The organism is Micromonospora sp. CB01531, assembly GCF_001905095.1.
GTDB lineage: Bacteria > Actinomycetota > Actinomycetes > Mycobacteriales > Micromonosporaceae > Micromonospora.
On record NZ_LWLS01000079.1, the window covers coordinates 55,502 to 68,995 of the forward strand.

Annotated in this window: 12 protein-coding genes; 2 read left to right on the plus strand and 10 right to left on the minus strand. The window is 71.0% G+C overall.

Going from position 1 to position 13,494, the window contains the following annotated elements:
• Positions 1-11: 11 nt before the first annotated feature.
• From A6A27_RS23035 to ngcE, 6 genes are all read right to left on the minus strand, one after another.
• Entirely contained in the window at positions 12-443 is a 432-nt protein-coding gene (locus tag A6A27_RS23035) for an SRPBCC family protein (RefSeq protein WP_073836729.1), read from the minus strand.
• A complete protein-coding gene (locus A6A27_RS23040) occupies positions 436-756 on the minus strand; it encodes an ArsR/SmtB family transcription factor (protein WP_073836730.1) in 321 nt (106 codons plus the stop codon). Before A6A27_RS23040 ends, A6A27_RS23035 begins: the two co-directional genes overlap by 8 nt.
• Positions 749-1,123 carry a glyoxalase superfamily protein gene (locus A6A27_RS23045; RefSeq protein WP_073836731.1) on the minus strand — a complete coding sequence of 125 codons (375 nt, stop codon included), beginning with the start codon at positions 1,121-1,123 and terminating at the stop codon, positions 749-751. Before A6A27_RS23045 ends, A6A27_RS23040 begins: the two co-directional genes overlap by 8 nt.
• Positions 1,124-1,182: 59 nt before the next feature.
• Positions 1,183-2,088: a carbohydrate ABC transporter permease gene (locus tag A6A27_RS23050; protein WP_073836732.1), complete on the minus strand. Its 906-nt coding sequence runs from the start codon at positions 2,086-2,088 to the stop codon at positions 1,183-1,185.
• Complete coding sequence (locus A6A27_RS23055; protein ID WP_073836733.1) at positions 2,085-2,993, minus strand: carbohydrate ABC transporter permease; 909 nt, start codon at positions 2,991-2,993, stop codon at positions 2,085-2,087. The genes A6A27_RS23050 and A6A27_RS23055 overlap by 4 nt, the downstream gene beginning before the upstream one ends.
• Positions 2,994-3,058: 65 nt before the next feature.
• Complete coding sequence (gene ngcE, locus A6A27_RS23060) at positions 3,059-4,474, minus strand: N-acetylglucosamine/diacetylchitobiose ABC transporter substrate-binding protein (protein ID WP_073836734.1); 1,416 nt, start codon at positions 4,472-4,474, stop codon at positions 3,059-3,061.
• A gap of 207 nt (positions 4,475-4,681) precedes the next feature.
• Here ngcE and A6A27_RS23065 point away from each other — a divergent pair, with 207 nt between their 5' ends.
• Positions 4,682-6,058, plus strand: coding sequence for an acyltransferase family protein (locus tag A6A27_RS23065; protein WP_073836735.1), 1,377 nt, complete (start codon positions 4,682-4,684; stop codon positions 6,056-6,058).
• On the opposite strand, the gene A6A27_RS23070 is transcribed toward A6A27_RS23065, so the two are convergent.
• Together A6A27_RS23070 and A6A27_RS23075 are read right to left on the minus strand one after the other, a co-directional pair.
• Positions 6,030-7,526 carry a CoA-acylating methylmalonate-semialdehyde dehydrogenase gene (locus A6A27_RS23070; RefSeq protein WP_073836736.1) on the minus strand — a complete coding sequence of 499 codons (1,497 nt, stop codon included), beginning with the start codon at positions 7,524-7,526 and terminating at the stop codon, positions 6,030-6,032. The genes A6A27_RS23065 and A6A27_RS23070 overlap by 29 nt on opposite strands.
• Complete coding sequence (locus A6A27_RS23075) at positions 7,523-8,830, minus strand: aspartate aminotransferase family protein (RefSeq protein ID WP_073836737.1); 1,308 nt, start codon at positions 8,828-8,830, stop codon at positions 7,523-7,525. The genes A6A27_RS23070 and A6A27_RS23075 overlap by 4 nt, the downstream gene beginning before the upstream one ends.
• A 277-nt stretch (positions 8,831-9,107) precedes the next feature.
• On the opposite strand from A6A27_RS23075, the gene A6A27_RS23080 reads away from it, so the two are divergent.
• On the plus strand, positions 9,108-10,085 hold the full coding sequence (locus A6A27_RS23080) for a hypothetical protein (protein WP_241825407.1): 978 nt from the start codon (positions 9,108-9,110) through the stop codon (positions 10,083-10,085).
• 60 nt (positions 10,086-10,145) lie between these two features.
• Here the strand turns inward: A6A27_RS23080 and murD are convergent, their stop codons facing one another.
• A complete protein-coding gene (murD, locus tag A6A27_RS23085) occupies positions 10,146-11,492 on the minus strand; it encodes a UDP-N-acetylmuramoyl-L-alanine--D-glutamate ligase (RefSeq protein WP_073836738.1) in 1,347 nt (448 codons plus the stop codon).
• Between the two features lie 486 nt (positions 11,493-11,978).
• Complete coding sequence (locus tag A6A27_RS23095; RefSeq protein WP_274534578.1) at positions 11,979-13,106, minus strand: IS110 family transposase; 1,128 nt, start codon at positions 13,104-13,106, stop codon at positions 11,979-11,981.
• Positions 13,107-13,494: the final 388 nt, after the last annotated feature.

Below are 13,494 nucleotides of genomic sequence, written 5' to 3' on the forward strand. Positions count from 1 at the left end.
AAGGCGCGGGGTCAGGGCAGGGCGGTGAGGGTCTGCTCGAGGCGGCGCCAGACGTGACTGCGCCAGCCGCCGTCGAGGAGCGTGAAGGTGCCCCGCTGCACCGGGTCGTCCGGGTCGAAGCCGGAGTGCTCCAGGAACAGCCGGGTGCCCCGTCCCTCGGGCACCAGCGTCCAGCTGACCACGGTGTCCAGCCGGCCGCCCCGCCAGGCCCACCGCAACCGGCGCGGCTCGTCCAACTCCAGCACCTCGCAGTGGACCAGTCCGTCGAAGCCCTGACCGGGTCGCGGGGTGGTGCGGAAGCTGAACCGGTGCCCGAGCACGGGCCGGAAGTTGTTCGGCATGAGCCAGCGGGCCAGCAGATCAGAATCGGTCAGCGCCCGCCAGACCTTGGCCGGCGGGTGGGGCAGGAACTGGTCGAGGGCGATCGCCGTCGACTCAGTCATCGGGCAGCCCGTCCAGCACCTCGCGCAGGTCGGCCAGGCGGGCCCGCCAGAACTGCTCGTACGGGCCGAGCCAGTCGGCCACCTGGCGCAACGGCTCGGGGCGCAGTGAATAAAACCGCTGCCGGCCGACCGGCTGTTCGGTCACCAGCCCGGCGTCCTTGAGCACCCGCAGGTGCTCGGAGAGGCTTGGCCGGCGCATCTCGAAATGGTCGGCGAGCCGCTGCACCGGCTGTTCGCCCCGTTCGAGCAGCAGCCGGAGCACCTCCCGCCGGGTGGGGTTGGCCAGCGCCGCGAAGACGTCCCCCTCAGACACGGGTGGCCTGGAGCACGATGCCGTTGCCGTCCGGGTCGTCGAAGGTGACGTACCGGCCCCAGGGGGCGGTCTGGATGCCGTCGTCGGCGAAGACCACGCCCCGCTCCCGCAGCCGTGCCACGTCGGCGTCGAGGTCGTCGGTCTCCAGCACCAGGCCCTTGAGCGAGCCGGGTGCCATGGTCGGGAACCAGGTGACCAGGGTCAGCGCCGTCGCGGCGCCCTTCGGGGCGACCTGGACCCAGCGACCGCCGGGCCCCATCGGGTTGTCCCAGACGAGGTCGAAGCCGAGGACGTCGACGTAGAAGTCGCGGGCCCGGTCCTGGTCGCTGACGGGCACGGAGAGGAGCTGCACATGGGTCACGGTCATGCCGCCACAATAGGTAGGGGATTTCCTACTGGTCAAGCCGGGCCGCAGCCGACCGGCACCTATTTGAGCTGGCCAGCGGTGAGGCCCGCCTGGATCTGCCGCTGGAACGCCGCGTAGACCACCAGCACCGGCAGTGTGGCGATGGTCAGACCGGCGAACAGGCCGCTGAAGTCGCCCTGATAGCCCTGGCTGACCGCGAGCGCCGTGAGCCCCTGGGCCAGGACGTACTTCGAGTCGTCGCCCTGCATGAGCACCTGCGGCAGGATGAACTGGTTCCAGTGGCTCAGGAAGTTGAAGATCGCCACGCTGATCAGTCCCGGACGCGCCATCGGCAGCATCACCCGGAAGAACAGCCGGAAATGGCCGCACCCGTCGATCAGGGCCGCCTCCGCGACCGCGGTCGGCAGGGTGCGGAAGAACGCGGTAAGGAAGAACACCGTGAACGGCAGTGAGTACGCCGCGTACACCAGCATGAGGCCGGGCCAGGTGCCAAGCAGACCGGCGTTGCGGACCACAAAGAAGAGCGGGACGAGGGCGAGGAAGACCGGGAACATCATGCCGCCGACGAACAGGTAGTAGACGACCTGACGGCCCCGGAACTCGTAGCGCGCGAAGACGTACGCCGCGGTCGCGCCAAGCAGCATCGTCAGCGTGAGCGAACCGGCCACCACGATCGCGCTGTTGAGGAAATACCGGCCGATGTGCGCCTCGGTCCAGGCCCGGGCCCAGTTCTCCAGCCGCAGCGCGCCGGGCAGCCCCCACGGGTCGGAGAGGATCTCACCGTCGCTCTTGAACGAGCTGAGGAACATCCACAACAACGGCAGCATGGTCAGCGCGCCCCAGACCACCAGGAAGCCGTGCGACGCGACGTTCACCACGCCCCGCTCGCGGCGGGCCGGCCCCAGGTCGCGGCGGGTCGGGCCCAGCTCCGCGTCCGTCGCGGTGGACCTGTCCAGGGTGGTCATGAGTGCTCGATCCTCTCGCGCCGGGCGGCCCGCAACGCCAGCACCGCCACCGTGAGGGTCAGGAAGAACATCACCACGCCGATTGCCGAGGCGTACCCGAACTTACTCTCGCTGCCGAACGCGGTCTCGTACATCCGCAGCCCGATGACGTCGGAGGAGAAGTTCGGCCCCCCGTTCGTCATCAGCTGGACGAGGATGAAGCCGTCCAGCGCCGCGATGGCCAGATAGATCCAGGCGACCTGCACGGTGTCCCAGAGCAGCGGGATGGTGATCCGGCGCAGCGTGACCCACCGGGACGCGCCGTCGAGCAGCACCGCCTCGTAGATGTCCCGCGGGATGGCGGACATCGCGGCGCCGAAGAGCACCACGTAGAAGCCGACGTTGCTCCACACCATCACGGCGAGCACGCACCAGAAGGCGGTGCGCGGATCGCCGAGCCAGGTCGGCGCGGGCAGGCCGACAGCGCGCAGCAAACCGTTGAGCAGGCCGTTGTTCGGGTGGTAGATCTCCCGCCAGAGCAGCGCGATGATCACCACCGGGAGCACCTGTGGGAAGAAGTAGACCAGCCGGTAGAAGGCTGACCCGCGGACTCCGGTGACGCCGGCCCGGTCGCCGCGCCCACCCATCGACAGCATGGTGGCGAAGAACAGGCCGAGGCTGATGGTCAGCACCGGCACCACGGCGAGCAGGATGGCGTTGTTGCCGATCGCGTTCCACACCCGGTCGTCGTGCAGCATCGTCCGGAAGTTGGCGAGACCGACCGGGTCGGCTTGCGCCGAGTAGCCCAGCCAGCTCGTGGTCGAGATCTGGAACGCCTGCAGATAAGGCGAGATCACGAACAGGACGTAGAGCGCCAACGGCGGCAGCAGGAACGTGATGATCAGCGGGTACTTGCCATGTCGCACGGGGCGATCCTCCTCCAACCGGCCAGGGCGGTGGGGGCGGGCCGACGCCCACCCCCACCGGCTGGCTACGCGGCCCGCTTGTACTTCTTGATCGAGCTGTCCTGGGCGATCGAGTCGGCGCCCTTCTGGCACTGGTCGAGGAACTCGGCCGGGCCGATCCGCCCGCTGAAGAACTCGCCGCACGCGGCGTCGACGAGCTCGCGCTCCAGCTTGCGGTAGTAGTTGTTGTAGACCCAGTTGAAGCCGTTGCTGCCGGACGCGTCCAGCGCCTTCGCCACGGTGCTCAGGCCGAACGGCAGCTCGACGCCCTCGGTGGCGCCGGCGACCACGGGCAGGCTGGAGACCTTCTTGGTGAAGTCCTGGGCGCCCTTCTTGGAGAGCATCACCCGCAGGTACTCCAGGCCGCCGGCGAGGTTCTTGGCCTTGGCCGGGACGATGAACGGCTCGCCCGCGGTGCCCCGGATCGCCTCGAAGGGCAGCTTGTCGCCGCTGCCCAGGCTGGGCGTGGGCACGACGGTCATGTTGAAGCCGGCCGGGGTGACCTTCGCCTGCTCGTTCTCCAGCCAGGAGCCGCAGGATATGAAGGCGGCCTTGCCCTGGCACCAGGCCGTCTGCGACTGGATGTGGTCCAGACCCGGCGAGCCGTCCAGGATGTACTTGTCCTTGACGATCTGGTGCCACGCGTCGGCGGCCGCCTTCATCGCGTCGGACTTCCACGCGTTCGGCTCGAGGTTGTCGATCGCCATCGCCACCGACGGTCCGCCGAGCTTGATCGCGGTGGAGATTAGCGGCCAGCTCATGTAGCGGGGGTGCTTGCCCGCGTACGTCCACGGCGCGATGCCGGCGGCCTTGATCTGCTTGCAGAGTGCGATGTGCTCGTCCCAGGTCTTCGCGTACTGCCAGTTGCGTTCAGTGAAGAGTTTGGTGGAGTACCAGATGCCGTAGGCGGTGTAGGTGTAGTTGAGGACGAGGAACTTCCCGTCGTATGAGCCGACCTCGACGGTGCCGGGCAGCAGCGTGTCGCGCACCTTCTTGCCGGGGATGTCGAGGCTCGGGGCGTCGAGCAGTTCGCTCAGGTCGGCGACCGCGTTCTGGCTGACCAGGCCGTTGAAGTCGATCTGGCCGGCACCGGAGTTGTTCACCACGTCCGGCGGGTTGCCGTCGACGAAGCGCGGCTGCAGGGTCTTGTTGATCTCCTGGGTGGCGGCGTGCTTGATCTCCGCCTTGGGGTACTTCTCCTTGTACAGGGCCTCGTGGGCCTTGGCGTACTCCTCACCGAAGCCGCCGTTGAAGATCACCACCTCGAGCGGGGCGTCCTCCTTGACGCCGAGCGGGTTCTGCTCGCTCTTGGTGCCCTTGTAGGTGTCGGTGTCCTTCTTGTCGTCGCCGCCGGAGGTGGCGCAGCCGGCAAGCAGGCCGGCGGCGGGGGTGGCCAGCAGGCTGGCGGCGGCGGTGCGCCGCAGGATCTCACGCCTGTTCATCGCATCTCCTCGGTTCGGGTACGGGCGGCCCGCCGAGGGTGGGGTACGGCGGCCGCAGCGTCGAGGCACGGTGGGGTTACGCGTTGCTTGTCTTCATTTCATTCCGTATTGCTGAAGAATTTCTACGACAGGAGGGCGCGGACCACAAGACCCGACGACCGAACCGTTATCACCACGGACAAACACCGGCTGGCATACCCTGGCGCCATGCGCCGCCTGCGGCAGCTCGCCGAGCGCACACCGCCCAGCCGGGAGCGCTACGCCGACCTGCTCCGGGCGCTCGCCATCACCCTGGTCGTCCTCGGCCACTGGATCATCAGCGTGATCGGGCGTGACCAGGCCGGACACCCCACCGGACACTCCGCGCTGGGCGACCTCCCCTGGGCCTGGCCGCTGACCTGGGGGGTCCAGGTGATGCCGGTCTTCTTCCTGGTCGGGGGTTACGCCAACGCCGCCGCGCTGACATCCTGGCGAGCCCGAGGCGGCGACGCCACCGGCTGGCTGATCGACCGCAGCAGCCGGTTGATCCGTCCCACCACCGCGCTGCTGGTGGTGCTGGCGGCCGGCGCGGCGGTGGCCTGGCTGCGCGGCGTCGACGCCGCCGAGATCCGCGCGGTGGTCTGGTTCGCCACCATCCCGCTCTGGTTCCTCGTCGCCTACCTGGTGGTGGCCCCGCTGACCCCCGTCATGTACGCGCTGCACCGCCGCGCCGGCCTGGTCGTACCGCTGGTGCTAGTCGGGCTGGTCGCGCTCGGCGACCTGGGCCGGATCCTCGGCCCGGACAGGCTGGCCACCGGGAACTACCTGTTCGGCTGGCTGGCCGTCCACCAGCTCGGCTTCGCCTGGTACGACGCCCGGCGCGCGAGCCAGGCATCGGGCCGGGGCGACGGCGACCGTCCCGGACTGCGCCGGCGACGGCTGCCCAGCTCGCGGCACGCCGGGGCGGTGCTGCTGCTCGTGGGGCTGGTCGCGCTGGTGCTGTTGACCCGCGTCGGGCCGTACCCGGTGGCGATGCTGAACGTGCCGGGCGAGCGCCTGGACAACACCGCCCCGCCGAGCCTGGCGCTGCTCGCGGCGGCCACCGCGCAGCTCGGGCTCATCCTGCTGTTGCAGAATCCGGCGCGACGGTGGCTGCGCCGCCGCGGCCCCTGGCAGGTGGTGATCGCGGTGAACGCGGTGGTGCTGACCGTCTTCCTCTGGCACCTGACCGCCGCCATCCTGCTGGTCGGCCTGCTGGACGCCCTGGGGGTGCTGCCCACCCCGCAGGGCGCCACGGCGGCCTGGTGGGCCTGGCGGGTGCCCTGGCTGCTCACCCTGGCCGTGGTGCTGGCCGCGCTGGTCGCCGTGTTCGGCCCGATCGAGGCCCGCACCCGCCGGCACGCCCCGGCGAGCACCGCCGGCCCGGTCCGGACCGCACTGGTCGCGATCGGCTACGCGGGCCCGGTCGCCGGGCTGCTGATGAACAGCCTCACCGGCAAGACCGCGCCGGAGCCGCTGGGGCTGCCCGCCCCGGCGCTGGTGGCATACCTGGCCGGGGCGGGGGTGCTGCGACTGCTCAGGTCTGGGTGGGGAAGCCGAGGTTGACCCCGCCGTGCCGGGGGTCGAGCCAGCGACTGGTGACCACCTTGCCGCGGGTGAAGAAGGCCACCCCCTCGGCGCCGTGCGCGTGCAGGTCACCGAAGAGCGACGCCTTCCAGCCACCGAACGAGTAGTACGCCATCGGCACCGGGATCGGCACGTTGATGCCGACCATGCCGACCTCCACCTCGTGCTGGTACCGCCGGGCGGCCCCGCCGTCGTTGGTGAAGATCGCCGTGCCGTTGCCGTACGGGTTGGCGTTCACGAGGTCAACCGCCTCGTCGTACGAGCCCACCCGCACGACGCTGAGCACCGGACCGAAGATCTCGTCGGTGTAGATCGACATCTCCGGGGTGACGTGGTCGAAGAGGGTCGGGCCGAGCCAGAACCCCTCGCCGTCCCCGTCCGGGGTGACGTCCCGCCCGTCCACCACCGGCACCGCGCCGGCCGCGATCCCGGACTCCACGTAGCTGCGGACCCGCTCGGCGTGCGCGGCGGTGACCAGCGGACCCATGTCGCAGCCCCGCCGGCCGTCCCCGGTACGCAGCTGGGCCATCCGCTCGGCGATCTTCGCGACCAGGGCGTCGGCGACGGGCTCCACCGCGACCAGCGCGGAGATCGCCATGCACCGCTCCCCCGCCGAGCCGAAGCCGGCGTTGACCGCCGCGTCGGCGGCCAGGTCGAGATCGGCGTCGGGGAGCACCACCATGTGGTTCTTCGCCCCGCCCAGCGCCTGCACCCGCTTGCCGGTCAGCGCGGCGCGCTGGTGCACGTACCGGGCGACCGGGGTGGACCCGACGAACGACACCGCCTTGACCCCGGGGTGGTCGAGCAGGGCGTCGACCGCCTCCTTGTCGCCGTTGACCACGTTGAGCACGCCGTCCGGCAGGCCCGCCTCGCTGAACCACTCGGCCAGCAGCAGCGCCGCGCTCGGGTCCTTCTCGCTGGGCTTGAGCACCACCGCGTTGCCGCAGGCGACGGCTACCGGCACGAACCAGAGCGGCACCATCGCCGGGAAGTTGAACGGCGAGATCACCGCCACCACCCCCAGCGGCTGGCGCAGGCTGTACGAGTCGACCTCGGTGGAGACGTTCTCGCTGAAGCCGCCGCGCAGGGCGGACGGGATGCCGCAGGCGTACTCGATCACCTCCAGGCCCCGCTGCACCTCGCCGGCGGCGTCCGCGAGCACCTTGCCGTGCTCGGCGGTGATCGCCTCGGCGAGCCGGCCGCGTCGGGCGTGGACCAGCTCGCGGAAGGCGAACAGCACCGCCGTCCGCTTCGGCAGAGAGGCGTCCCGCCAGGCCCGCACGGCCCGCTCGGCGGCCTCCACCGCGCCCGCCACGTCCGAGGCGGAAGCCAGCGCCACCAGCCCGGTACGCCGGCCGGTGGCCGGGTCGAAGACGTCCCCGCGCCGCTCCGAGTCGCCGACCACCCGCTTGCCGTCGACGAAGTGCCCGATGACCGTCGTGCTCATGCCGCCACCTCCGCCGCCGCGCAGCCACGGATCGCGTCGACCAGGATGGCCAGGCCCTCCCGGGCCTCGTCCTCGGTCAGCGTCAGCGGCGGACCCATCCGTACCACGTTGCCGTAGAGGCCGCCCTTGCCGACCAGCAGACCGCCGGCCCGGCACGCCTCGAAGACCCGGGCGGTGAGCGCCGGGTCGGGCTCGCTGGTGCCCGGCCGGACGAACTCGACGCCGAGCATCAGGCCCTTGCCGCGGACCTCGGCGACGCAGTCGAGGTCGGCCAGCGCGGTCCGCAGGCCGTCACCGAGGATCGCGCCCACCCGCTCGGCGTTCGCCTGCAGGTCGTGCTCGAGCAGGTAGTCGAGGACCGCGTTGCCGGCCGCCGTGGAGATCGGGTTGCCGCCGAAGGTGGAGAAGCTGATCGCCGGCACCGCCTCCAGCACGTCGGCCCGACCGACCACGCCGGCCAGGGCGAAGCCGTTGCCGATGCCCTTGGCGAAGGTGAGCAGGTCCGGGGTGACGCCGTGCGCCTGGTAGCCCCAGAAGTGCTCGCCGGTCCGCCCCCAGCCGGTCTGCACCTCGTCGCTGATCAGCAGGATGCCGTGCTCGTCGAGCACCTTCTTCCAGCCCGCGAAGAGTCCGTCCGGGCCGTGCACGAACCCGCCCACGCCCTGGATCGGCTCGGCGATCAGGCAGGCCACGTCGCCGGCGGTCTGGGTGGCGAGCACCTCGCGCAGGTCCTCCACCGCCGCGTCGATCCGGTCCGCCTCGTCCAGCCGGGCCAGCAGGCCGCGCAGCCGCTCGCCGGAGTGCAGCCAGGCCACCTGGAGCGGGTTGAGCGCGCTCGCCGACCAGCTGCGGTTGCCGGTCACGCCCATCGCCGCGTACGACCGGCCGTGGTAGCTGTTGCGCACCGCGAGGATCTGGTGCGAGCGGCGGTAGTTGGTGGCCACCAGCAGCGCCGCCTCGTTCGCCTCCGTACCGGAGTTGGTGAAGAAGACCCGCGCGTCGGGGATGCCGGAGACCCGGGCGATCTTCTCAGCCAGCTCCACCTGCTGCCGGATCAGGTAGAGGGTGGAGCTGTGCACGATGCCGGTGCGCAACTGCCGCTCCACCGCGTCCCGGATCTCCGGGATGTCGTAACCGATCATGTTGGTCAGCACGCCGCCGAAGAAGTCCAGGTAGCTGCGGCCCTGGGCGTCGGTCACCCGGCGGCCGGAGCCGGCGACCAGCTCGATCGGTTCGGCGTAGTAGAGCGGCATCCAAGACGGGAGCACGGCCCGGTGCCGGGCCAGCAGATCGTCGGAGGTCATCGTCGCACCCTTCAGCGGCGGTTGGTCCTCGCACGCTCTCACCACCCGGTGAGGGGGACAACTGTCACTGTGTAGCGCAGCGGGCCCGTCCGCCTGACACCGCGTCAACCCACACCGCTACGGTTTCCTGAGCTGAACCCGCCCGGCGCTCACTTTTCCGCCGGCCGTCGGTCTGGCGGACCACTCGATCCGCAGCACAGGACGGCGGGCACCCACGGGGTGGCGACGATCCACAACGGCCGGTGTCCGCGTACGGACGGGCGGTAGCATCCGGCGGGTGCGGACGACGGAGGTGGCGCTGCCGGCCGGCGCGGCGGGAACGACCGACGGGGAACGCGCGGCGGGCGTACGGGCCTGGGTGGACTCGCCGCCGCTGCGCGCCCTGGTGGGGCACTTCGGCGGTGGCTGGCCGGCCGGGGAGCTGCCGGCGGTGCTGGCCGGGCTGGACGACTTCTCCGCCCGGCACTGGGACTTCCGGCAGGGGCGGGAACGGCCCGAGGCCCGGGAGCCCGCCTTCGACCCGGCCACCGCCCGGCTGGTGCTCGACGCCGCGGCGGCGCTGGGCCTGGTCCGCCCCGTCCCGCCGGCGCTGCCCGGGTACGCGCACCTGCTGGTGCTCGGCGGGCTGGCGCACGCCTGCCTGCGGCGCACCGCGTACGCCGCGCACCTGGCGCGGACGGTCGCCGGGATCTCCGGCGAGGTGGCGGCGCTGGGCAGTTGCCGGGCGCTCTCACCGGCCGAGTCGCGGACGCTCGCCGATGCCGGGATCACCGGCTGCGTGACCGAGGTGGACGCCCTCGACGCGGGCGTACGCGCCGCGTTCGGGGTGACGACGCCGAGCGAGGAGACCGGCCAGGGGGCGGACCACCCGCACCGGGCCTGGTCCTCGCGCACCTACCGCCCGGCCGGGCTGCCCCCGGTGCGGCTGCTTGCCGCCCCGTCGAGCGAGCCGGACCGGCGCCGGGCGCACACCGCGGACACCCAGCGGTTCTGGGCGGAACACGTCCGGCTGCGGGCCGGCGACCCGGTGCTCATGGTGACCGCCCCGATCTACGTACCGTTCCAGCACTGCGACGCGCTGCGCACCCTCGCCGTGCCGTACCGGTGCGGGATCGACACCGTCGGGGTGGACCCGGCGCTGGCGGCAGTGGCCGGGCTGCCGGAGCCCACGCTCACCCCGGGCCGCTACCTGCAGGAGATCCGGTCGGCGATCCGGTCCATGCGCGCCCTGCAGGCGGTGCTGCCGTCCGGCTGACAGTGCGGCGGCGCCCGGCACCGCCGGACGCCGGTCCCGCGGGGACGGCCTGACTCGGGCTCAACGGGCGGTGTCGGTGACAGCCTGCGCGAAGACCTCGGAGCGGTGCTCGAAGTTGCGGAACTGTCCGTAGCTCGGCGCGGCCGGGGAGAGCAGCACCACCCCGCCGGCGGGGGTGAGCTTGCGGGACAGTCCCACCGCGGCGACCAGGTCCTCGGCGAGCTCGGTCCGCACCGCCGGCAGCCCGGCGAGCGCCTCGACGATCCGCGGCCCGCTGTCCGGGATGCCGATGACGGTGATCTCCCGCTCGGCCAGGTGGTCGCGCAGCGGGGTGTAGTCGAGGCCCCGGTCCGTCCCGCCGACGATCACGGTCAGGGGCCGCCCCTCGTACGCGTCGATCGCGTGCATGGCCGCGTACGGGCTGGTGGCCAGGGTGTCGTCGACGAAGGTGAGGCCGGACGGGTCGGGGATCTCGGTGAGCCGGTGGGCCAGGCCCTGGAACTCGGCGACCGCCACCGCGAGGGTGTCCTTGGCGACCGCAACGTCCACGCCGAGCGCGTCCAGCACGGCGAGGGCGACGCAGAGGTTGCCCTCGTTGTGCCGGCCGACCAGCGGCAACACCGCGCGCGGGAAGAGCGGCTGGTCCCGCAGGTGGAACCAGGGGGCGCCGTCCGGACCGGCGGCGACGTGGGCGGCGTCGGGCAGGCCGGCCCGCACCGCGGCCCGGTCCCCCAGCTCCAGCGCGAGCCGCGGGTCCGCGCCGTTGACCACCACGGTGTGCGGGCCGTGCGCGAGCAGGTTCAGCTTGTCCTGGTAGTACTCCCGCTCGCCGCCGTGCGCGTCGAGGTGCTCGGGGAACAGCGCGGTGACCACGGCCACCCGGGGGGAGTCGGTCAGGTCGGCGCACTGGTAGCTGGACAGCTCCAGCACGTACAGCTCGGCCTCGGGCAGGTCGAGCAGCGGCACGCCGATGTTGCCGCCGAAGACGTTGGGCCGACCCGCCGCGGTCAGCAGGTGACTGATCAGGCTCGACGTGGTGCTCTTGCCCTTGCTGCCGGTGACCCCCACCGTCCGGTCCGCGTGGTCGGCCATCCAGAGCGCGCTGCCCTGGGTGATCGGGAAGTCCCGGTGCCGCAGCTCGACCAGCCACGGGTGGGTGTTCGGCACGCCGGGCGAGCGGACCACCACGTCGGCCGCGACCAGCCGCTCGAAGCCCGCCTCCCCGGTGACCAGCGGCGCGGCCTCCGCCAGCGCCCCCTCCCAGGGCAGAGTGAGGAAGTTCGCACTGTCGTCGACCACGACCAGCTCGGCCGGGCCGTGCGCGGCGATAGCGGTCACCGCGGCCCGGCCCTCCCGGCCGGCTCCCCAGACGGCGACATGACGTCCGCGCAGATCAGACAGGCGCACAGGCTCTCCTCGTTGACATCCTCCCCCTCTTACGGAATGAGGGGGAATCCAGCCTATACAGGCTGAGTTCCACGGGCGTTCGAACGGCTGGTGGCCGCTGTCGCCCCTCCGGCACCGGCTGTTCGCCGGGGGCAGGGGATTCCGCCCTGTCCTGCCGCGACGTTGACTGCTGTGCTGGTGTCGGCGTTGCATGTGAAGCCGCAGAAGAAGCAGACGAACTCGGCTTGGCTCTCTTGCGCGAGTTCTGTCGATCCATCCGCAGGCACTGCGCCGCAGACTCGCGTAGGGGCGGGAACGTCTTCGACCCGGCCGGTGGCCTTGGGCTCGGTACGCTGCCGCAGCAGACCCCAGCCCCTGGGCGAGGATGGCTCGGTTGAGCCCGACCTTCTGGGCCACGTTCCTGCCAGACTCGAAAATCGGTGAACGAGTGGGCAGGCGGCAGCGCCCGGCGCAGCGCAGCGGAGCCGGGCTGTGGGTTTGTTGCGGTCAGGCGGCGTTGGGTATTTCGGGTTGGGGCTGGACGGCGACCTTGTGGCCGGTGAGGTGTTCGAGTTGGCGGATGAGGTCGCGTTGGCGGCGTTGTTTGTCTATCCGTGATTCGTAGAAGCCGGGGCCGAGGTCCTGGTAGCGGGCTTCGGGGTTGGTCAGCAGGTGCCAGACGATGGTTAGCACTGAGTTGCCGACCGCGACGATCGCGCGTTTCTTGCCTCGTCGGCGAGCCAAGCGCCGATAGCGTTCGCCGAGGAAGGTGTTGGTGCGCGAGATTCCGGCGACCACCTCGCCGAGGGTGGCGGCCAGCCATGGGTTGCCTTTGCCGGTGGAGTTGCCCTTGTGGCGGCCGGCTGAGGTCGCGTCGATGGGTGAGAACTTGGCCCAGGACACCAGGTGTGCGGCGGTGGGGAAGACCGTCATGTCGACACCGAGTTCCGCGATGATCTCTTGGGCGGAGCGCAGGCCGACTCCGGTGATCTCATCGAGGGTGTTTACCGCTTCGGTGTGAGGGGCGATCATCTGCTCGATCCGGGTGTCCAGTTCGGCGATGTCGGCGGTGAGGGTGTCGATGCGGCGCAGCATGGTGTCGCAGATGAAGGCGTGATGGTCGTCGAAGTGGCCGGTCAGTGCCTCGCGTAGCTGAGGGATCTTGCGGCGCATGACGCCGCGGGCCAGCCCGGCCAAGATCGTCGGGTTGCGTTGTCCGTCGATCATCGCCTGCAGCATCTGCCGTCCGGACACCCCGTGCAGGTCGCTAATCACCGAGTCGAGCTTGATCTGCGCGTCTTCCAGGATCTTTTCCAGGCGTTGTTTCTCCCGGGTCTGATCCCGGACCAGGCTGCGTCGGTAGCGGGTCAGATCACGCAACCGGCGGATCGGCTTGGGGTGCACCAGACTCGGCCGGCACATCCCTCGCTCCATGACCTTGGCCAGCCAGATCGCGTCCAGCCGGTCGGTCTTCGGTCGGCCCGGCACGTTCTTGACGTGACGGGACGGACTCGAAGTACCAAGGAAGGTCGACGTCGGCGGGCGACCACCCCCGATTTTCACGCACGGCACGGGCGTCACGACAGAGTCATCGGAGACAAACTGCTCCACGGTTCCCTTCGCGGAGCGTTTCATGGTCTTGATGCGCAGCTTCTCGAACCGGATCAGGTCAGACGAGCGGGCGAGTTTGGTGCTGGTCTTCTCACACCCGTCCTTGCGTCGGCCGGCCCCAGGCACCCGGGCCGGCCTGGCGGCGCCCCGGCCACCCCTGCCCCACTACACGGGAACGGGCATTCCCTCCGGCCATGAACGACCGGGCACCCTGCCCAGAACGATGGTGGCGACGGCGGCCGACGGGGCGCGGTCGAGCGCAGCGGATACGGCCGGACGAACCAGGCCCTAGTGCGCGTTTCGGAAGTGTCGTAGGTGGTAGGCATGCTGTGGGGTTGTGGGGAGGTTTACCGCGTTCCGGTTTACAGTCGATCCGTCACCGTCGCAGGTGGTGGTGTTGGCCCGTCATGCG